The following is a 20,843-nucleotide window of genomic DNA, read 5'->3' on the forward strand; positions in this document are numbered from 1 at the left end:
TATGGTCAGGCCGGCGGTTTTTCCTCGTGTGCCTGAGCATCGCGGCAAGCCGGTATTTTCCCTGAAATCGGCTAAATTAGAGGCTAATTGACATTATTGTCGGCTGCCGATGGCGTCCACCGTTGTGTAATCTGCAAAACCTGTAGTCGTGAGGATCGCCTTCAAAGGCGTGGGTCTTCAACTGCGAAAGGACTTGAGCATGCGGCCACTGCTTCACGTTCTGGGTTTGCTGGGCATGCTGTTGGCGACCTGCGCCTCGGGTTACGAGAAGCTGCGCCTGGTGGCCGACAACTGGCCGCCTTTCACGGGCAGTACGATGCCCGGTGGTGGCCTGGCCACCCATATCGTCACCACGGCGCTGACCCGTGCCGGCTATGCCTGCGACGTCGAGGAGGTACCCTGGGCCAGGGCCCTGCTGGGTATCGGCGAGGGCCGCTACGATGTGCTGGTCAATGCCTGGTACAACGACTCGCGGACCCTTGTCGGCCAGTTCTCCCAGCCCTACCTGAGCAACCGCATCCGCCTGCTCAGGCAGCAGGATGCGGCCTTCAGCTACAAGCAGCTGTCCGACCTCTACCCCTACGCCATTGCCGTGGTGCGCGACTATGCCTACTCGCCTGAGTTCGACAGCGATAGCCGTCTGCGCAAGGTGCCGGTGCGCGACTTCTCGTCCGCGGTGCGCATGCTGGCGGCAGGGCGGGTCGACCTGGCGGTGGAGGACGAGTACGTGGCGCGCTACCACCTGCAGCGTGAGGCACCGGCGGTGCATGATGCGGTTGCGTTCGTCGAGCCTGCGCTGGGCGAGAACAGCCTGCATATCCTGGTCAGCCTCAAGTATCCCGGGCATGCGCAGGTCGTCGAACGCTTCGAGCGGGCCATCGCAGCGATGAAAGCTGACGGCAGTTACGCCCGGTTATTGCACGAGCATGGTTTCTGATCAGGCGTGACGGCTTCAGGCCGGCGCGCTTTCCTTGATCAGGTGTGCCGCCAGGGTCCGCAGCGGGCCGAGCTGGCGGCAGATCAGGGCCAATTGGGTCTGCACCAGGCGTTGGTGTTCATCCAGGTCTTCGGGCATCTGCTCCAGGGTCGCGGCCAGGGCTTCCTCGGCATCGCTGTGGATGGCGACCGGCAAACGCGCGGCGAGGCCATTGGCGATCTCGTCGAGGCTGTTGGCCAGGCCCTGGCCGGCACCGTCGATCAACTGCTCCTGGACGTCGGCCGGCAGTGCCGTGTCGCGGTGCGCGCCAAGCCCGGAGAGGTAGCTGAGCAGGGTGTGCGACAGCACCAGGAAGCGAAAGCCAACGTCCGCTTCCTTGCGAAAGTGCCCCGGCTCCATGAGCATGTTGGCCAGGGTGGTGGACAGTGCTGCATCGGCGTTGTGGGCATTGCGCCGGGCCAGGCGGTAGGCCAGGTCGTCACGCTTGCCATGGGCGTACTGCTGCATGATCTGGCGCAGGTAGACGCTGGCGCAGGCCAGGGTATTGGCCAGCACCTTGTTCAAGCGCCGGCCCTGCCAGTCGGGCAAGAACAGGAACACCGCGAGGATGGCGATCAGGCTGCCGACCAGGGTATCGAACAGGCGCGGCAGGAACAGGCCGTAGCCGTCGCCGATCTGGTTGAAGCAGAACAGCACCATCAGGGTGATCGCCGCGGTGGCCAGGGTGTAGCGGGTGGTGCGGTTGACGAAGAACACCACCCCGGCGACCACGGCGAACATCGACTGGATGACCGGGTTGGGGAACAGGTCGAACAGCGCCCAGCCGACGGTCAGGCCGATCGCCGTGCCGAAGATCCGCTGCACCAACTTGCGCCGTGTCGCGCCATAACTGGGCTGGCAGACGAACAGGGTGGTGAGGATGATCCAGTAGCCCTGGGTCGGGTGGATCAGGTGCACCATGCCGTAGCCGACCGACAGCGCCAGAGGCAGACGCAGGGCATGGCGGAACAGCAGCGAGGTCGGGGTCAGCTGGGTACGCAGGCGGCTCCAGACATCCTTGAGGCTGCGTGGCGAACGGTCGAGCAGGCTGCTGTCGCTGGCGTCGGCCAGGCTGTCCGGGTTGCTGGCGGCGCCGAGCAGGCGGTCGAGGGTGGCCAGGTTCGCCGCCAGTGCCCGCAGCGAGCGCAGCAGGCCACGCCAGGCCGGGTTGCTCTGGATGCGCAGGTGCTCCAGGGAGGCGTCGAGGTCCTCCAGGGCTTCGGTGAAACCGGTGTCGTAGACGAACGGCTGGCGCAGGCGGATCGACTGGGCCAACTGCTGGCAGGCCGAGCCCTGCTGGCGCAGCAGGCGCTGGCAGCGGAACATCACGTCGCTGTGGAAGAACGCCTCGGCCAGGGCGTTGTAGGGGTAGTGCGAGGCGCTGACCCGCTCATGGATATCCTGGGCCAGGAAGTACAGCTTCAGGTAACGGCTGACCTTGGCGTTCGGCTGGCTGTTGCCGACCCGGTGCAGGATGATTTCCTTGGCCGCGTTCAGGGCTGCGACGACCTTGCCGTTCTGCTGGGCCAACTCCAGGCGCCGAGCTTCCACGTCGAGGTTGCGGATCGGTTCGAACAGGTTGGCCTTGAGCTTGAGGTAGCGGCCCAGTTCGAGGAACAGCTTGGCCAGGCTCTGCTGCACCGGTTGGTTGGAGAACAGCGCCTGCCACAGCACCGAAAGCAGGCCATACCAGGCCGCGCCGGCCACCAGCAGCATCGGCTCGTGCCAGAAGTCGCTGACCTGGCCGCCGCGTTGGTCCACGCCGATCATGGTGTACACCGAGAGGATCAGTGTCGCCGAGGCGATGGTGCCATAGCGCTCGCCCAGGGCGCCGAGCATGGTCAGGGCGAAGGCCGCCAGGGCCAGGGCGCCGGCGAATATCCAGGGGTAGGGGAACAGCAGCTCGACCGACAGCGCGGCGATGGCGAAGCACACCAGGGTGACGGCCAGGGCGCTGAGGCGGCCTTGCCAGCTGTCGTCGGTCTCGGCCAGGGCGCTGGCGATGATGCCGAGGAACAGCGGGATCAGCAGGCCCATCTCGTTCTGGTACCAGCACAGGGCCAGGCTGCCGGTGAGGGCGACCGTCACCCGGATGCTGTAGCTGAACTTGTCTTGGCCCCACAGGCGACGCAATGAATGGCGGAACGAGCTCGATGACATGATGGCCTTGGCGGTGATCGATGAAGTCGCTTTCGAGGCCGTGCAGCTGGGGCCGCCCATCGCCGGCAAACCGGCGCCCACAGGTTGTGCAACACCGCGGACCTTGTGGGAGCCGGCTTGCCGGCGATGGGCTGCGAAGCAGCCCCATGCAATGCCGGCTCTGCCGCACGGACCAGCAAGAAGCGTTCCGTGCTGCTGAATGGATTCTACTCTACACGAACTGCGCCGCAGCGTTGGCCGATGCCCAGGCCCACTGGAAATTGAAACCGCCCAGGTGGCCGGTGACATCGAGCACCTCGCCGATGAAGTACAGCCCCGGGCTCTTGAGCGACTCCATGGTCTTGGAGGACACCTCGCGGGTATCCACCCCACCGAGGGTGACCTCGGCGGTGCGGTAGCCCTCGGTCCCTGCCGGAACCACTTGCCAGGCCGCCAGCTTCTCGGCGATCTGTGCCAGTTCCGCCGGGGTGTACTGCTTCATCGGCCTGGACTCGAACCACTGCTCGGCCAGCAGGTTGGCCAGCTTGCGGGTGAACACCTCGCCCAGCACGGTCTTGAGCTCGGCATTGGCGCGCTCGGCTTGCTGCTGTTGCAGCCACTGCAGGGCGTCGCGGTCCGGCAGCAGGTTGATCTGCACCGTATCGCCGGCTTCCCAGAACGACGAGACCTGCAGGATGGCCGGGCCGCTCAGGCCACGGTGGGTGAACAGCAGGTTTTCGCGGAAGCTGGCGCCATTGCAACTGGCGGTGCAGTCCAGCGAGGTGCCCGACAGTTCCGTGCACAGTGCCTTGAGCTGGGGCTCGGTGATGGTGAACGGCACCAGGCCGGCGCGGGTCGGCAGGGTGTGGTGACCGAACTGGCGGGCGACCTGGTAGCCGAAGCCGGTGGCGCCGAGGGTGGGAATCGACAGGCCGCCGGTGGCGATCACCAGGGACTGGCAGGCGAACGGGCCGGCGCTGGTGTCCAGGAGGTAGCCCTCGTCGGTCTTCTCGATCCGCTCGATGCTCGTGTGCATGCGCAGCTCGGCGCCGGCCTCGTCGCACTCGGCCAGGAGCATGTCGAGGATGTCGCTGGCCTTGTTGTCGCAGAACAGCTGGCCAAGCTTTTTCTCGTGGTAGGGCACGCGGTACTTGGCCACCAGCTCGAGAAAATCCCACTGGGTGTAGCGAGCCAGGGCCGACTTGCAGAAGTGCGGGTTCTGCGAGAGGAAGTTGGCCGGCTCGGTGTACAGGTTGGTGAAGTTGCAGCGCCCGCCGCCGGACATGAGGATCTTCTTGCCCGGTTTGTTGGCGTGGTCGAGCAGCAGCACCCGCCGGCCGCGACGGGCGGCGAGCTGGGCGCACATCAGGCCGGCGGCGCCGGCGCCGATGATGATCACGTCGGTGGTGTGCACGGTGTTACCTCTTCAAGAACCAGGGCCCCACGGCAGCCCAGGAAGAATCTCAGACGATGCGGACCTTCAGGGAGCGCCCCTTGATCTTGCCGCTGTTGAGCCGCTGCATGGCTTGCCTGGCCACGTCGCGCTCCACCGCCACGAAGGCTTGGAAATCGAAGATGGCGATCTTGCCCACCTGCTTGCCAGGGATGCCGGCGTCACCGGTCAGTGCGCCGAGAATGTCGCCCGGGCGCAGCTTGTCCTTGCGCCCCGCAGCGATGCACAGGGTGCTCATGGGGGGCAGCAGCGGCTCGCCGCCCTTGTTCTTCAGGCTGTCCAGCTGGTCCCAGCGCAGCGGGGCCTTCTGCAGCGTTTCGATGGCCTGGGCACGATGGCCTTCGGCCGGGGCCACCAGGCTGATCGCGATGCCCTTCTCGCCCGCACGGCCGGTACGGCCGACGCGGTGCACGTGGATTTCTGCATCACGGGCCAGCTCGACGTTGATCACCATGTCCAGGCCGTCGATATCCAGGCCACGGGCGGCCACGTCGGTGGCCACCAGCACCGAGCTGCTGCGGTTGGCGAACATCGTCAGGACCTGGTCGCGGTCGCGTTGCTCCAGGTCACCGTGCAGGGCCTGGGCGGCGATGCCCTTGGCCTTGAGGTGGGCGACCAGGTCTTCGCACTGCTGCTTGGTGAAGCAGAAGGCGACGCAGGACTGTGGCCGGTAGTGGCCGAGCACGCGGGTCACCGCCTCCAGGCGCTGCTGCGGGTCGATCTCGATGAAGCGCTGCTCGATCTGGTTGTCGGCGTGCAGGCTCTGGACCTTGACCTGTTGTGGCTGGCGCATGAAGTCGGCGGCCAGTTGCTCGATGCCAGCCGGGTAGGTGGCGGAGAACAGCAGGGTCTGGCGCCGTGCCGGGGTGCGGCCGATGATGCTGGCGATGGCGTCGAAGAAGCCCATGTCGAGCATGCGGTCGGCCTCGTCGAGGACCAGGGTGTTGAGCCCGTCGAGCACCAGGGTGCCTTTGTCCAGGTGCTGCTGCACGCGCCCTGGCGTGCCGACGATGATGTGCGCACCGTGTTCCAGGGAGGCGATCTGCGGGCCCAGGGACACGCCGCCGCAGAGGGTGAGGACCTTGATGTTGTCCTCGGCGCGGGCCAGCCGGCGCAGCTCCTTGGCCACCTGGTCGGCCAGCTCGCGGGTCGGGCACAGGACCAGCGCCTGGCAACCGAAGTAGCGCGGGTTGATCGGGTTGAGCAGGCCGATGCCGAAGGCGGCGGTCTTGCCGCTGCCGGTCTTGGCCTGGGCGATCAGGTCCTGGCCCTTGAGGATGACCGGCAGGCCCTGGGCCTGGATCGGGGTCATCGAGGTGTAGCCGAGGGCGTCCAGGTTGGCCAGCATGGCGGCGGACAGCGGCAAGGTGGCAAAGGCGGTGGAGTCGGTGGTCACGAGGCGGGCCTGCGGTGCGAAGCGAAAAATGCCGCACAGTCTACCAGCCTCGTGGCCATTCGCCCTACGGTTCCCTCTGCGCTTCCAGACGACGGGCACGCCTCCCGTCCGTCGGCGACAGCTGCAGGAAGATCGCCGCCGCCAGCATGGCCATCAGGCCGATGGTCAGGAAGGTCAGTTGGAAGGCGCCCAGGGTGCTTTCCACGCCCTCGGTGCTGCCAGCCGCGCTGAAACCGCCGAGCAAGGCGCCGGCACAGGCCACGCCCAGGCTCAGCGACAGCTGCGCGACCACCGACAGCAGGCTGTTGCCGCTGCTGGCGTGGGCGTCGTCCAGGTCGATCAGGGTGACGGTGTTCATGGCGGTGAACTGCATGGAGTTCACCGCGCCGAGCAGGGCCAGTTGCACCAGCAGCAGGGCGTAGGGCGTCTGTTCGTCCACCAGCCCGAGGCTGGCCAGCAGCACGCCGAGCAGCAGGGTATTGCCGGTGAGGATGATGCGATAGCCGAAGCGCTCGATCAGCGGCCGGGCGATGGACTTGGCGACCATCGCCGCGGCGGCCAGGGGGATCATGCTCATGCCGGCCTGGGCGGGCGAATAACCCAGGGCCACCTGCAGCAGCAACGGCACCAGGAAGGGCAGGGCGCCGCTGCCCAGGCGGGCGAACAGGTTGCCGAGGATGCCGATGGCGAAGGTGCGCACGCGGAACAGGCTGGGCGAGAACAGCGGCTCCGGGTCGCGCCCGGCGCGCAGCCAGTAGGCGGCCAGGCAGGCCATGCCAGCGAACAGCAGAAGCATCACCCGCAGGTGCGGCAGGTGCAGTTCGCCCAGGCCTTCCATGGCGATGGTGATCAGCACCATCGCCGCGCCGAACAGCAGGAAGCCGGGGCCGTCGAAGCGGGTGCGCTCGGCACCGCGCAGGTCGGGAATGAACTTCCACACCGCATAGCAGCCCAGGGCCCCGACCGGCAGGTTGAGCAGGAAGATCCAGTGCCAACTGAGGATTTCCACCAGCCAGCCGCCCAGGGTCGGCCCGAGCAGTGGGCCGAGCAGGCCCGGGATGGTGATGAAGCTCATGATCCGCACCAGTTCCGAGCGCGGATAGGCGCGCAGCACTACCAACCGCCCGACCGGCAGCATCAGGGCACCGCCCAGCCCCTGGACGACCCGGGCGGCGATGAGAAAGGCTAGGCTGTTGGCCATGGCGCAGAGCAATGAGCCGAAGCTGAACAGCACGATGGCGCTGAAGAAGATACGCCGGGTGCCGAAACGGTCGGCGATCCAGCCCGAGGCGGGGATCAGCAGGGCCACGGTGAGCATGTAGGCGATGATCACCCCCTGCATGCGTAGCGGGTCCTCGGCCAGGTCGCGGGCCATGGCGGGCAGCGCAGTGTTGAGGATGGTGCCGTCCAGCGACTGCATGAAGAAGGCGATGGCCACCACCCAGGGGATCCAACGGGCGGTGACGGGGTCCAGCGGGGGGCGTTCGGGCATGGGAACCTCAATGTTCAGCATTGCCTGCACCGCCCCGATCGCCGGCAAGCCCCCGCAAGGTTCGTGGCGCTGCAAAACCTGTGGGAGCCGGCTTGCCGGCGATAGGGGCGGTTCGATCAATCACAAGGTCAGGGTCAGGGCTTTGACCAGCGCCCCCGGCAAATGACTCGATCCGGTACTGCGCTGCCCATAGGTACTGGTCGACAAGATGAGCTCGCGTTCGCAGGTCAGGTCTTCCAGCTGGCTACCCAGCAGGCTGTACAGGCTGTCGTCGAAACGCATGGTGCTGACCGGGCCCTGGATCTCGCCGTTCTCCACCCAGAAGGTGGCGAAGCGGGTCAGGCCGGTCATGCGCGCGGCTGGCAGGTCCGAGTAGTTCAGGTACCAGAGGTTGCTGATGTACAGGCCGGTGCCCAGGCGTTCGAGAATCTGGTCATTGGCCAGGTTGCCTGGTGCCAGGCTGAGCGCGCAGGGCGACTCGTAGCTGTCGGCACCATTGGCGGCCAGCGCGAACTCGGCGGCACTGCGCGCGCTGACCAGTCGCTGCAGCGCCCGGCCTTGGTGGATCAGCGGTACGTCCAGGCGCGGCGAGCCTTCATCGGAAAACGCCGGGCTCAACGAGCCGCTGACCTGCTCGTCGAAGCTGACCAGCGGGCTCAGGCTCGCATCGCCGTTGTACAGGCGCTGCAAGGCGCTGTTGCCGGTGGCCAGGGCCTGTGCGCAGAAGCCGCCCCAGCACAGCATGCCGGTGATTTCGTCCATGGCGGCAGGCGCCAGGTAGGCGCGGTAGCCGCCTGGCGCGAGGGTGATGGCCGGGCGGCCGAGCAAGCCCAGTTGTTCCCGCGCTTGGCGCAGGCGCGCGGTGAACGCCTCGGGGTTCCACGCTTGGCCGGCATAGTTGGCCTTCACCGCCTGGCCATTGTCGTGGAACAGGCTCCAGTCGAAGTTGAAGCTGTTGGCCTGGTGCCAGCCGAAGGCCCCGAAGGAGCTGGCAAAGCCCCGGCAGATCGGGCCGGCGGCATAGATGCCAACCAGGTCCAGGTCGCCGGCTTCACGGTCGAGCAGCGTCAGCACCTCGTCCAGGGCGGGCAACGCTCGGTCCTGCAGGCTGTGGCTGTGCCAGGCGTTCTCGTCCAGGCTCAGGTAAGGGTCGATCGCCAGCAGCGGCAGGGTCTGGCGCAGTTGCTCGAGAGCATCGTCCAGGCGCTGGCGATCCAGCTGTGCATCGCCGCTCAAGGTGACCTGCTGTTCTGCCTGGCGCCCATCGCGGATCAGCCGCAGTTGCGCGCTGGCCTGGCTGACCTCGCCGGCCTGGCGCACCTTGGCATGGTTGAAACGCACGAATTGCGACTGTTCGGCGCTGTAGCCGAGGGTGAATTGCTCTTCGGGGCGCAGCGCATCGCGCACGGCGCTGACCAGCGCTTCGAAGCGTTGTTGGGGCGTGGCGCTCATCAGGCGTCTCCTCCGAATACGTCGATCTGGCGGAACACGCAAGCCGGCGAGGCGTGGCCGACCCGTACCACCTGGTTGGGTTCGCCCTTCCCGCAATTGGGCGTGCCCAGGACCTGGAAGGTGCTGCGGTCGCCGACCGCCGCGAGGTTGCGCCAGAACTGCGCGGAAATGCCACGGTAGTTGGGGTTCTTGACGATGTCCTTGAGTTCGCCGTGCTCGATCAACTGGCCCCACTCGCAACCGAACTGGAACTTGTTGCGCGCATCGTCGATGGACCAGGAGCGGTTGGTGCGCATGAGGATGCCATGCTCGATACCGGCGACCAGCTGCTGCAGCGACTGGTCGCCGGGCTCGATGTTGAGGTTGGCCATGCGGTCGATCGGCGCACGGTTCCAGCCGCAGGCGCGGCTGTTGGCCACGCCGTCGAGGCCAGAGCGGAACTGCGAGAGGGCGCCACCCAGCGGGCGTAGCAACAGGCCGTTGCGGATCAGGAACTGCTTGCTGGCCTGGCTGCCGTCATCGTCGTAGCTGTAGCTGGCCAACTCTTCGCCGATGGTCGGGTCGAAGGTCACGTTGAGCAGCGGCGAGCCGTACTGCAGGTGGCCGAAGTCGCTGGCCTTGACGAAGCTGGTGCCGGCGTAGTTGCGCTCGTCGCCGAGGATGCGGTCCATCTCCAGCGGGTGGCCGATGGACTCGTGGATCTGCAGCATCATCTGGTCGGGCATCAGCAGCAGGTCGCGCGGGCCACTGGGGGTGTTGGGCGCCAGCAGCAGTTGCAGCGCCTCGTCGGCGACACGGCGGCCGGCGCCGACCAGGCCGCAGCGTTCGATGATCTCGAAGCCGCCCTGCTGGCCGAAGTTGTCGCGGCCCAGGCTGCGGCACTGGCTGTCCTGGCCGTCGCTGGCGGTGACGCTCAGGCCCGGGAACAGGAAACGCTGGGCGTGCCGCAACTCGGCGCCGGCCGAGTTGAGGTAGGTCTGCTCGACCAGGCTCATGCCGAGGCTGGCCTGCCAGTCCACCAGGCGGCTGTCCTTGGGCACGCTGGCCGATTCGGCGGCGAGCAGGCCGAGGCAATCGGCAAGGGTGGGAACGGGTTGGTCGAGGTTGGGTGAGAGATGATCGTGACGCGCGCAGGTCACCGGTTGCTCGCGCAGGTCGAGCAGGCTATGCGCGGCGATCTGCCGGGCCAGTGCCTCGGCGTGTTCCAAGGCGCGCTGCAGGCCCGCCTGGGACAGGTCGGCGGTGGCGGCATAGGCTTCCACGCCCTTGACCCGTACGGTGAGCATGGCGCCCTCGTCCTGGCTGAAGAACGGTGGCTCGGCGACATTGCGCCGTACCGACAGGGCCTGGTGCGATTGCTTCACGTGGCGCAGGGAAAACATCTCGGCCGTGCTGCGCAGTGCGCTGAAGCGCTGGCGCAGCAGGGCGCTGGAATCGAACATGCGGAAAAACCTCCGTGTGCGCGGTGGCTCCCCCTCAGAACCACCCCTCTTGCATGCCCTGGCAGGTGTCGTCGCGGGCCTCGAGCAATGCCAGCTCATTATGGCAGCCTGGTACCTCCCAGGTCAGGAAATAACGTGCGGCCTGCAGCTTGCCGAGGTAGAAGTCGCGGTCCGCGGCATTGCCCTGGAGCAGGCCGAGTTCGGCGTGGATCGCCTGTTCCAGCCAGCGCCAGCCGATCACGCAGTGGCCGAACGCCTTGAGGTACAGGGCGGAATTGGCCAGGGCGGTGGTGACCTTGCCCTGGGCCAGGTCGCCGAGCAGGGCCAGCGTCACGCCTTGCAGGCGGTTGACCAGGTGCTCCAGCGGCTGGCGCATGGCGTCCAGGCTTGGATGGTGGCTGGCACGCTCGGCGGTGCTGGCGATCAGGCGGATCAGTCGCTTGAGGCCGGCACCGTTGTCCTGTGCCAGTTTGCGGCCCAGCAGGTCGAGCGACTGGATACCCTCGGTGCCTTCGTGGATCGGGTTCAGGCGGTTGTCGCGGTAATACTGCTCGACGGGGTATTCGCGGGTATAGCCGTGACCACCAAGGACCTGGATGGCCAGTTCGTTGGCCTTGAGGCAAAAGGCCGAGGGCCAGGACTTGACGATCGGCGTCAGCAGGTCGAGCAGAGCCTGTGCCTGCTGGCGGGCGCTTTCGTCGCTGGCCGTCTGGGTGTCGTCGAACAGGCGCGCGGCGTACAGGCCCAGGTCGAAGGCGCCTTCCACGTAGGCCTTCTGTGCCAGCAGCATGCGTTTCACGTCACTGTGGCCAATGATCGGCACGGCAGGGCTGCGCGGGTCCTTGTTGTCCGGCAGCCGGCCCTGTGGTCGCTGGCGGGCGTACTCCAGGGAATAGAGGTAGCCAGCGTAGCCCAGCATCACCGCGCCCATGCCGACGCCGATGCGCGCCTCGTTCATCATCTGGAACATGCACGCCAGGCCCTGGTGCGGCTGGCCGACCAGGTAGCCGACGCACTGGCCGTCGTCGCCGAAGTTCAACGCCGTGGAGGTGGTGCCGCGCCAGCCCATCTTGTGGAACAACCCGGCCAGCGACACATCGTTGCGCTGGCCACGGCTGCCATCCGGGTTGACCAGGTACTTGGGCACGATGAACAACGAAATGCCCTTCACGCCGGGAGGTGCATCCGGCAGCTTGGCCAGGACCATGTGCACGATGTTTTCCGACAATTCGTGGTCGCCACCGGAGATGAAGATCTTGTTGCCCTTGATCCGGTAGGTGCCGTCGCCGGCGGCTTCGGCACGGGTACGGATATCGGCCAGCGACGAGCCTGCGTGCGGCTCGGTCAGGGCCATGGTGCCGAAGTAGCGGCCCTCGATCATGGGCTGTAGGAACAGGCGTTTCTGCTCGTCGCTGCCGAAGCTCTCGATCAGGTTGGCCGCGCCCATGGTCAGGAACGGGTAGGCCGTGGTACCGGCGTTGGCCGCCTGGAAGTGGGCGAAGCAGGCTTGCGAAACCAGGCTGGGCAACTGCATGCCGCCGACCTCGAAGTCGCGATTGGCGTTGAGAAAACCCGCTGCGAGGAAGGCATCGACGGCAGGCTTCACCTCGGGGATCAGCTCGGCCCGGCCATCCACGTAGCGCGGCTCGTTCTCATCGGCCTTGCGATTGTGCGGGGCGAAGTACTTCTCGGCGATGGTGCGGGCGGTGGCGAGCGCCGCGTCGAAGGTCTCGCGGCTGTGCTCGGCGAAGCGCGGGCGCTGGGTCAGGGCTTCGGCGTCGAGGACTTCGTAGAGTTCGAAAGCGAGGTTGCGGGAACTGAGCAGGGTCTCGGGCATATGGGGAGGTCCTGGGGCGGGATACTGCGAGTCTAGGTGGAGGATGGGATGGAGGACAGGTTAATAGGTTTGAGTGATATGGGATTAGAAGGTAAGGATGCGCTGTCGCGTGTTTGCATAGGTTGCAAGTTGAGTTGTTAGAAAAAGGAAATTTCCCACAAGATTTTAGGATGCGCTGTTGAGACACCACTGAGCTGATTAGGGTAGATGTTGGGCTTTTGATCAGGAGGCTGGGTGATGGAAAGGCTTTCTCATTGGGGTGAAGTTTGGAAGGAGGATTTGTGTAACGTCGAAGATCCTTTTCTGGCGGTTATAAATGTTCGCAGGAATTTACGAAGCAGGGGATATGTGCGGGAAATAGAAGGGTGACAGGGCTTTTGAGGTCCTGCGGTCTTTATACTTCTCGAAGCCTGACCGGGGATGAAGTTGAAATGGCGCTTCGGCCAGTTGGGACGGGTGAATGGATGCTGTTGAAGAAAGAGCCATTTCTCTCCATTGATCCTGATAGGTATTGGTTTGCAAGGATGTGTAGGTCAAAGTCTGAGCGTGAGCGTCTTGTATCTGCTGGTTTTGTTGATAGTGGTCCCGGCAAGTGGAAAATAGTGGACATTAGAATAAACAAGGGGGGCATCGAGTGCGGCCTTTATTGCAAATTTTCTGGCGTCGCGAGGAGATGAGGGGCGAGTGTTCTTATCCTCGGGGAAGGACTACGCTAACACAACGAGAACTGTAACTCAGAAGTGGGTGGCTTTGGACAGCCAGGAGCGCGATTTTGCTCCGTCATCTGCAATTCATAGATACGGAGTGCTGCGGAAAACTATACAAGTTTATGTGGAGGCTGATGAACACTGGGATATTTCAGGGGCTTCGTGGCACTGGCGTCCGGTCATTGCAAATGAAGTTTATGAATTTAAAGGCGAGTGAGATGAAACGTGCCGATGATCAAGCTAAGGCGGTTGGTGCAATTGTTTTGGAGTTGTATGGACGCTTTTTATGTATGTTTCGTGGTGGTTGCTAGTCTCAGGCGAGGTGTAATACCATTTTTGAGTGACTTTGATGCGGCACTAACAACTATGGGGGATTGGGGGGGCGGGCTTGAGGTTTTAATATGGATGGGAGTGTTTGTGCAGCTCTCCGTTGTTGCTAGTGGCATATTGCTTTATCAAGGTCGAACGTCTGGGGTTTACTTGGCCGCTGCGCAAATGCCATTTCGTATCTTGTTCGTAGTTCCCTCTGTTTCCGTGATTCTGTTATTGCCAGGTATCAGTACCTGGCTCTGGCTGAGTCTCCTGGTTGCTTCCGAGGGGGTTAAAGGCTGGAGTCTTTGGTGGCTTTGGCGAAGCCGTAATGCCTAGCAACTGAAGTGAGAATGCTCGGGAACGCATTATCCAATGCTCTGTGCACACAAATTGTAGAGATATTTCCTACGGGGACGATCGAAAATGGATTGCTGCGCCTGAAATGATGATCGTCTTGAATGAGTGCTTTGAGTTTTTCAAGGGGATCTTTCTAATGGGTGATCTGGCTAGTGCCGGTCTCGATGTAGATAACGTCAAGACTGATGGCGCGCCATTCTTCGTGGTGTCGCCCGTGAAGCTGGGTGTGATGACATTCTTCACATTTGGCCTCTATTGGTGGTACTGCTTCTACCAAAGCTGGAGATTGCACAAGGTGCGTACAGGGGAGCGGGTGATCCCAATCTTGCGCTCGGCTTTCGGTATTTTCTTTATTTACCCCTTGTTGAGTCGAGCGAACGATTTTATACGTGAGTCGGGAGGGAGTTATCCCTGGTCAATCCTGCGGCTAACGTTGACCTACTATGCGTTGTCAATCATGACGGCTGTTGCCGGTTTTTTTCTGGATGGTCACCTGGCTACCGTCTTGGCCGTAGAGCTTATCCTTCAAATTGCTTGGATCTCTATTATGGTGGCCATGCAGAAAGGTATAAATTTCAGCGCGGGTGATGCGTCAGGCGAGTCGAATAGCCGTTTCACACTGGCCAATTGGCTCTGGATGATTCCCGGTTGCGTAATGGAGCTGGTCAAACTGTACGCTCTCTTCATGACTCCACTCATGGCTTGAAGCATGGCTACATGGCGCTCTTGATGCCAGTGTAGACGCAGTACCTACAAGCATTTGATAAAACGCAGTGCGCTTTACAAGGCCAGGCGCAATATTGAAAAGTCAGAAGCCCAGGTATGTGCGAAGGTCAAGCACCCGTTCCGGGAGATCAAGCGCCAGTTCGGTTATGTGAAGACCCGCTTTCGTGGCTTGGCCAAAAAAAGGAGAGCGGGACTGTCAGTTTTTTTGTGTTCGGGCCGGTAATGGCCTGCCGCCAGGCAGGCCCTGATTTTCACCAGGTTGGCCTGATGAACCGATCTCCGTACAGAATCGCAAATTGATTCATCGCGCTTTTCCAATCATGGGCCGGTTTTCCCCAATTGGCTGTTATGTTGCGCAATCCCAGCCAAATCAGTTTGGAACACCGGCGAAGCCGGTGCCATCCACCGCGTCACCTGCTTCGCCGGTAAGCCGGCTCTCACAGGTTGTGCGCAAGGCCGAGGCATGAACGACAACGGCGCCCCTGTGGGAGCGGGCTTGCCCGCGAACACCGGCGAAGCCGGTGCCATCCACCGCGTCACCTGCTTCGCCGGTAAGCCGGCTCTCACAGGTTGTGCGCAAGGCCGAGGCATGAACGACAACGGCGCCCAAAAGGCGCCGTTGTCGTTTGCGTCGGTTCGCTCAGTAAACGCCACCACCTGTACTGCCGAACGCTGGCGTTTCCTTGAACTTGCCCGCCAGCTCCCGCAGGCCGCGCATCAGCACGGTGGTGTCGACGCCGACCGCGACGAAGGCCGCACCCAGCTCGATATAGCGCCGGGCCAGCTTCTCGTCCGCGCTGAGGATCCCGGCCGCCTTGCCAGCCTTGACGATGCGCACGATGGCATCTTCGATGGCCGCCTGCACTTCAGGATGCCCCGGGTTGCCACGATGGCCCATGGCTGCGCTGAGGTCGGCCGGGCCGATGAACACGCCATCGACCCCGTCGACCGCGACGATCTCGTCCAGGTTGGCCAGGCCTTCCGTGTTCTCGATCTGCACCAGCAGGCACATCTGCTCGTCGGCATGGTCGAGGTAGCCGGCGATGCTGTTCCAGCGCGAGGCTCGTGCCAGTGCGCTGCCCACACCACGGATGCCCGTGGGTGGGTAATGCACGGCCCTGACCAGCTGGCGCGCCTGCTCGGCGCTTTCGACCATGGGCACCAGCAGGGTCTGCGCACCGATGTCCAGCACTTGCTTGAGCAGCGCAGTATCGCCGATCACCGGGCGGATCACCGGTTGGCTGGGGTAGGGCGCCACGGCCTGCAACTGCTCGAGCATGCCGCGCAGGTCGTTCGGTGCGTGCTCGCCGTCGATCAGCAGCCAGTCGAAACCGGCATTGGCGGCCAGTTCCGCACAGTAGGCGTCAGCCAGGCCGAGCCACAGGCCGATTTGTGCCTGGCCGCTGCGCAGGCGTTGCTTGAAGCTGTTGATGGGCATGTGCATGGCGGGCTCCTCAGACGAAACGGCAGGCAATCGAGCCGAGCATGTCGTAGTCGACGTGGAAGGTGTCACCGGGCCGCGCGGCGACCGGGCGGGTGAACGAGCCGCCGAGGATGACCTGGCCCGGCTGCAGGGTAACGTCATACGCTGCCAGCTTGTTGGCCAGCCAGGCGACGCCCTTGGCCGGGTGGTTGAGCACTGCGGCGCTGACCCCCGACTCTTCGATCACGCCGTTGCGGTAGAGCACTGCCGGTACCTTGCGCAGGTCGATCTCGGTGGGGCGCACGGCGCGCCCGCCCATGACCACGCCGGCGTTCGCCGCGTTGTCGGAAATGGTGTCGAACACCTTGCGGGTCGCCTGGGTCTGCGGGTCGACCTGCTGGATGCGCGCATCGATGATTTCCAGTGCCGGGATCACCCACTCGGTGGCGTCCAGCACATCGAACAGGGTCACGTCCGGGCCTTTGAGCGGCTTGCCGAGGATGAACGCCAGCTCGACCTCGACCCGCGGCACGATGAAGCGCTCGAAGGGAATGTCGCTGCCTTCGTCGAACAGCATGTCATCCAGCAGGGCACCGTAGTCGGGTTCGGTGATGTTCGACGATACCTGCATGGCCCGCGAGGTCAGGCCGATCTTGTGGCCGACCAGGCGGCGGCCGGCGGCGATCTTCTTGGCGACCCAGGCACGCTGGATGGCGTAGGCATCTTCAATGGTGATGCCCGGTTGCTCCAGCGAGAACTGGCGAACCTGCTCGCGGGTGCGTTCGGCCTGGTCGAGGCGCTCGGCGGCCTGCTGGATGAAAGCGTTATCAAGCATGGTTGGAATCTCTTGGTTCAAGGATTGACGATGGCCGCCCGGGTGCGCAGCACCAGCAGGCCGCCAAGGGTGATGAAGATCGCCAGCAGGTACAGCGCGAGGCTGGCGCTTTGCGTGGTGTCGCGGACCCAGCCGATGAAATAGGGCGCGGCGAACGAAGCGACGCTGCCCAGCGAACTGATCAAGGCGATGCCGGCCGCCTGGGTGCGTGCGTTGAGGAAGGCCGGCGGCAACTGCCAGAACATCGGCAGCGCGGCGCTGGCGCCCATGCCCGCCAGGACCAGCCCGGCCAGTACCGGCCAGGGCTGCTGCGGCATCAACCCGGCGATGGCGATGCCGGCGGCGGCCATCAGCATGGGCACGCACAGGTGCCAGCGGCGCTCGCGCTGGCGGTCGCTGGAGCGCCCGCAGGCGAGCATGAACACACAGCCGGCCAGGTAGGGCAGGGCACTGAGCAGGCCGACGCTGGCGTCGCTGCCGATGCCAGCACCATGGATCAGGCTGGGCATCCAGAAGGCCAGGGTGTTGACCGCCAGCATGACCGCGCAGTACACCGCCACCAGCAGCCACACGGCCCGGCTGGCGATGATCCCGCCCAGGGAGGTCACCGACTTGCGCTGCTCCTCGGCGCCGAACTGGGCGCGCAGTGTCGCCTTCTGCCGCTCGTCGAGCCAACGCACCTGCTCGAAGCCTTCCGGCAGCGCGGCCAGCACCACCAGGCCCAGCAGTATCACGGGGGCGCCTTCGAGCAGGAACATCCACTGCCAGCCGCGCAGCCCGGCGGTGTCGTGCATGAAGGCCAGGATCGTTCCGGAAACCGGCCCGCCGATGACGCCGGCCAACGGCACGGCAACGGCGAACAGCGCGGTGACCTGGGCCCTGCGCCCGGCGGGGTACCAGCGGTTGAGGTAGACCAGGATGCCCGGGAAGAAGCCGGCCTCGGCTGCGCCCAGGGCGAAGCGCAACAGGTAGAAGGCGCTGCTGGTCTCGATCAGCAGCATGCTGGTCGACAGCGCGCCCCAGACCACCATCAGGGTGGCGATCCAGCGGCGTGGGCCGATGCGCTCGAGCACCAGGTTGCTGGGCACGCCGAACAACGCATAGGCGATGAAGAACAACCCGGCGCCCAGGCCGTAGACCGTGTCGGAGAACTGCAGGTCCTGGCTCATCTGCATCTTGGCGAAGCCGATGTTGATACGGTCGAGGTGGGCGAACAGGTAGCACACCAGCAGCAGCGGCATCAGCCGCCAGGTGACCGTGCGGTGGGTACTGTCGGCCAGTTCGGCTTGGGTCTTGGCAGGCGAGGCATGTTCGAGAGTGCTCATGTTCTTGTACTTGTTCTGTGATGAGGGGGCAACGGCCCGTCGGCAGGCGTCAGGCCGGGCGGTTGAACAGGGGGTGCAAGGTGCTGTGCTTGGCGTCGTAGACCTGCTGGGTGCTCTCGTCGATTTGCAGGGTGATGCCGATCGGACGGCGTTGCAGCAGCCCGTCCAGGCGGCTCTTGAGCACCTGCAGCAGGCTGTCTCCGACACGTTCGTGAACCTCGGCGCGGCGGCCGCTGCCCATGCGCAGGTTGGCGTACAGGAAGCCGTAGTCGCCCTGACCGTCAGCCACCGCGCAATGGGCGGCAGGGTAGGCCAGCACGCGGGTGCCGCCGGTGGGGAATACCGCTTTGCCGGTTTCGTCGCGCTGTTCGAGCATGCTGTCGGCCAGGGCACGGCACAGCCCTGGAATGTCGGCTTCGGTTTCCAGGTCGGGGGTGTAGAGCAGAACCAGATGGGGCATGAAGGGCCTCCTCGTTGCAGAAGCGGCTGGCCGCCCGCCAGGGACGGCCAGGTGGGTCACAGGCGGCTGGTGGAAACCACCGCCGCCGGGTGGGCAGCCTGGGCCGGGGGAATGGCCGAGCCATCCTGGGGCGTGACCGGGAAGATCGCGTTGATCTGGCCGGTACCCGAAGAGCCGAAGTAAGGCGTCACCACCTCGGCCTTGCCGTCGTACCCGGACCAGCCCAGGGCGCCGAGCAGCATCGCGGTGTCGTGCATGAAGCCTTCGCCGTGCCCCTTGGCGGCGTACTCCGGGAGCATGCCGCAGAACGCCTCCCACTCGGCGTTCTCCCACATCGAGACCACGCGGTTGTCCAGCGTCTCGAGGAACGGGCTCCAGACCTTGGTGGCGAACTCCGGTGCCTGGCCGTTCTGGGCGAAGCGGTGCGACAACGAGCCACTGGCCAGGAAGGCCACGGTGCCGTCGTAGTGATCTTCCACCGCCTTGCGCATGGCCCAGCCGAGGCGGGCACTGTCGGCCAGGTAGTGCGAGGTGCACAGCGCCGAGACCGAGATCACCTTGAAGTGCTGGTCCTGGTTCATGTAGCGCATCGGTACCAGGGTGCCGTATTCCGGGCCGAGGGTGGTGGCGTGGTGGGCCATGGTCTCGACGTCGAAGCGGTTGCACGCCTCGGCCAGCAGTTGGCCGAGTTCGGTATTGCCGGGGAATGCGTAGGGCATGTTGCTGATGAAGTGCGGCAGCTCGTTGCTGGTGTACACGCCCTGGAAGTGCGGCGCGCACAGCACGTGGTAATTGGCGTTGACCAGCCAGTGGGTGTCGAACACGACGATGGTGTCCACGCCCAGTTCGCGGCAGCGGCGGCTGATCTCGTAATGCCCGTCGATGGCCGCCTGGCGAAAGCCCTGGCGCGGGCCTGGCAGCTCCGACAGGTACATGGAGGGAACATGAGTGATCTTGGCTGCGAGTGCCAGCTTGCCCATGGTGAAACTCCTTGTTGTTGTGTAGCCACCCGGCTGGCGACATTCGCCAGCCGGGTGGAGGAGGGGTCATACGCCCCAGCGAGGGATGTGGTGGCTGCCCATCGAGATGCACACGTTCTTGATCTCGGCGAACACTTCGAAGCTGTATTGTCCACCTTCACGCCCGGTGCCGGAGCCTTTGACGCCGCCGAACGGCTGGCGCAGGTCGCGCACGTTCTGGCTGTTGATGAACACCATGCCGGCTTCGATGCCACGGGCCAGGCGATGGGCCTTGCCGATGTCCTGGGTCCAGATGTACGAGGCCAGGCCGTACTCGGTGTCGTTGGCCAACTGCAGTGCTTCGGCTTCGTCCTTGAACGGAATCAGGCAGACCACCGGCCCGAAGATTTCCTCCTGGGCGATGCGCATCTTGTTGTTGACGTCGGCGAACACGGTCGGCTGGATGAACTGCCCCTTGGCCAGGTGCGCCGGCAGGTTGGCCGGGCGCTCCAGGCCGCCGGCGACCAGGCGTGCACCTTCTTCGATGCCGATGCGGATGTAGCCGGTGACCTTGTCGTAGTGCTGCTGGGTGATCATCGAGCCGACTTGGGTCTTCGGGTCGGTCGGGTCGCCGACGATCAGGCGCTTGGCACGGGCGGCGAATTCGGCCACGAATTGGGGATACACGCTCTCCTGGATGAAGATACGGCTGCCGGCGGTGCACCGTTCGCCGTTGAGCGAGAAGATGGTGAACAGTGCCGCGTCCAGGGCGCGCTCAAGGTCGGCGTCCTCGAAGATCAGCACCGGCGACTTGCCGCCCAGCTCCATCGAGTACTTCTTCAGGCCCGCGCTCTGCATGATCTTGCGGCCGGTGGCGGTGCCGCCGGTGAAGGAGATGGCGCGTACGTCCGGGTGGCGTACCAGGGCGTCGCCCGCGGTGGCGCCATAGCCCTGGATCACGTTCAGCACACCGTTGGGGATGCCGGCTTCGACGGCCAGGCGGCCCAGTTCGTTGGCGGTCAGCGGCGACAACTCGCTCATCTTCAAGACTGCGGTGTTGCCCAGTGCCAGGCACGGTGCAGTCTTCCAGGTGGCGGTCATGAACGGCACGTTCCATGGCGACACCAGGCCGCATACCCCCACCGGCTGGTACAGGGTGTAGTTGAGCATCTGGTCGTCGACCGGGTAGGTGTGGCCGTCCATGCGCGTGCACACTTCGGCGAAGAAGTCGAAGTTGTGCGAGGCACGCGGGATCAGCACGTTCTTGGTCTGGTGGATCGGCAGGCCGGTGTCGAGGGTTTCCAGTTCGGCCAGTTTCGGCACGTTCTGTTCGATCAGCTCACCGAGCTTGCGCATCAGGCGGGCGCGTTCCTTGGCCGGGGTGTTGGCCCACTTCGGAAAGGCCTCTTTGGCCGCGGCCACGGCCTGGGCGACTTCCTCGGCGCCACCGCTGGCGACTTCGCCGATGGCCTCGCCGGTGGCCGGGTTGTAGTTGACGAAGGTGTCTTTGCTCTCGACCTCACGGCCGTTGATCCAGTGCTTGATCATGCTG

General features: G+C 64.6%; 15 protein-coding genes and 2 pseudogenes. 3 read left to right on the plus strand and 14 right to left on the minus strand.

What is annotated here, in order from left to right:
* The first annotated feature begins 199 nt into the window (after nucleotides 1-199).
* Nucleotides 200-937, plus strand: a complete 738-nt coding sequence (locus ABFA30_RS14475) for a substrate-binding periplasmic protein (protein ID WP_225788891.1) — start codon at nucleotides 200-202, stop codon at nucleotides 935-937.
* Between the two features lie 15 nt (nucleotides 938-952).
* Here the strand turns inward: ABFA30_RS14475 and yccS are convergent, their stop codons facing one another.
* From yccS to ABFA30_RS14510, 7 genes are all read right to left on the minus strand, one after another.
* The gene (yccS, locus tag ABFA30_RS14480) at nucleotides 953-3,136 is read right to left on the minus strand and encodes a YccS family putative transporter (RefSeq protein ID WP_225788892.1); all 2,184 of its coding nucleotides are present in this window, start codon (nucleotides 3,134-3,136) and stop codon (nucleotides 953-955) included.
* Between the two features lie 211 nt (nucleotides 3,137-3,347).
* The gene (locus ABFA30_RS14485) at nucleotides 3,348-4,529 is read right to left on the minus strand and encodes an NAD(P)/FAD-dependent oxidoreductase (RefSeq protein WP_225788893.1); all 1,182 of its coding nucleotides are present in this window, start codon (nucleotides 4,527-4,529) and stop codon (nucleotides 3,348-3,350) included.
* A 49-nt stretch (nucleotides 4,530-4,578) separates the two neighbouring features.
* Nucleotides 4,579-5,916, minus strand: coding sequence for an ATP-dependent RNA helicase DbpA (dbpA, locus tag ABFA30_RS14490; protein WP_253080931.1), 1,338 nt, complete (start codon nucleotides 5,914-5,916; stop codon nucleotides 4,579-4,581).
* A gap of 112 nt (nucleotides 5,917-6,028) precedes the next feature.
* Nucleotides 6,029-7,456: a multidrug transporter subunit MdtD gene (gene mdtD / locus ABFA30_RS14495; RefSeq protein ID WP_225788895.1), complete on the minus strand. Its 1,428-nt coding sequence runs from the start codon at nucleotides 7,454-7,456 to the stop codon at nucleotides 6,029-6,031.
* Between the two features lie 120 nt (nucleotides 7,457-7,576).
* Nucleotides 7,577-8,908 carry a TldD/PmbA family protein gene (locus tag ABFA30_RS14500; protein WP_225788896.1) on the minus strand — a complete coding sequence of 444 codons (1,332 nt, stop codon included), beginning with the start codon at nucleotides 8,906-8,908 and terminating at the stop codon, nucleotides 7,577-7,579.
* Nucleotides 8,908-10,350, minus strand: a complete 1,443-nt coding sequence (locus ABFA30_RS14505) for a TldD/PmbA family protein (RefSeq protein WP_225788897.1) — start codon at nucleotides 10,348-10,350, stop codon at nucleotides 8,908-8,910. Before ABFA30_RS14505 ends, ABFA30_RS14500 begins: the two co-directional genes overlap by 1 nt.
* Before the next feature lie 34 nt (nucleotides 10,351-10,384).
* Nucleotides 10,385-12,187, minus strand: a complete 1,803-nt coding sequence (locus ABFA30_RS14510) for an acyl-CoA dehydrogenase (protein WP_225788898.1) — start codon at nucleotides 12,185-12,187, stop codon at nucleotides 10,385-10,387.
* 1,461 nt (nucleotides 12,188-13,648) lie between these two features.
* Between ABFA30_RS14510 and ABFA30_RS14515 the strand changes: the two genes are divergently transcribed.
* Nucleotides 13,649-14,269, plus strand: coding sequence for a hypothetical protein (locus tag ABFA30_RS14515; protein WP_225788899.1), 621 nt, complete (start codon nucleotides 13,649-13,651; stop codon nucleotides 14,267-14,269).
* A gap of 33 nt (nucleotides 14,270-14,302) precedes the next feature.
* Nucleotides 14,303-14,512, plus strand: a pseudogene (locus ABFA30_RS14520) (IS5/IS1182 family transposase); the annotation flags it as partial.
* A gap of 28 nt (nucleotides 14,513-14,540) precedes the next feature.
* Here the strand turns inward: ABFA30_RS14520 and ABFA30_RS14525 are convergent.
* The 7 genes and pseudogenes from ABFA30_RS14525 to hpaE form a co-directional block, all read right to left on the minus strand.
* Nucleotides 14,541-14,669 (minus strand): annotated as a pseudogene (locus ABFA30_RS14525) (IS256 family transposase); the annotation flags it as partial.
* A 260-nt stretch (nucleotides 14,670-14,929) separates the two neighbouring features.
* Nucleotides 14,930-15,733: a 4-hydroxy-2-oxoheptanedioate aldolase gene (hpaI, locus tag ABFA30_RS14530; RefSeq protein ID WP_225789001.1), complete on the minus strand. Its 804-nt coding sequence runs from the start codon at nucleotides 15,731-15,733 to the stop codon at nucleotides 14,930-14,932.
* A gap of 10 nt (nucleotides 15,734-15,743) precedes the next feature.
* Nucleotides 15,744-16,547: a 2-oxo-hept-4-ene-1,7-dioate hydratase gene (hpaH, locus tag ABFA30_RS14535; protein WP_253104462.1), complete on the minus strand. Its 804-nt coding sequence runs from the start codon at nucleotides 16,545-16,547 to the stop codon at nucleotides 15,744-15,746.
* Nucleotides 16,548-16,564: 17 nt separating this feature from the next.
* The gene (locus ABFA30_RS14540) at nucleotides 16,565-17,872 is read right to left on the minus strand and encodes an MFS transporter (protein WP_253104465.1); all 1,308 of its coding nucleotides are present in this window, start codon (nucleotides 17,870-17,872) and stop codon (nucleotides 16,565-16,567) included.
* A gap of 49 nt (nucleotides 17,873-17,921) precedes the next feature.
* A complete protein-coding gene (locus ABFA30_RS14545) occupies nucleotides 17,922-18,332 on the minus strand; it encodes a 5-carboxymethyl-2-hydroxymuconate Delta-isomerase (RefSeq protein WP_225789004.1) in 411 nt (136 codons plus the stop codon).
* Nucleotides 18,333-18,388: 56 nt separating this feature from the next.
* A complete protein-coding gene (gene hpaD, locus ABFA30_RS14550; protein WP_225789005.1) occupies nucleotides 18,389-19,312 on the minus strand; it encodes a 3,4-dihydroxyphenylacetate 2,3-dioxygenase in 924 nt (307 codons plus the stop codon).
* Nucleotides 19,313-19,378: 66 nt separating this feature from the next.
* Nucleotides 19,379-20,839: a 5-carboxymethyl-2-hydroxymuconate semialdehyde dehydrogenase gene (hpaE, locus tag ABFA30_RS14555; protein WP_253167876.1), complete on the minus strand. Its 1,461-nt coding sequence runs from the start codon at nucleotides 20,837-20,839 to the stop codon at nucleotides 19,379-19,381.
* Nucleotides 20,840-20,843: the final 4 nt, after the last annotated feature.

Source organism: Pseudomonas sp. HLMP (assembly GCF_046365545.1).
GTDB classification, from domain to species: Bacteria; Pseudomonadota; Gammaproteobacteria; order Pseudomonadales; family Pseudomonadaceae; genus Aquipseudomonas; species Aquipseudomonas guariconensis_B.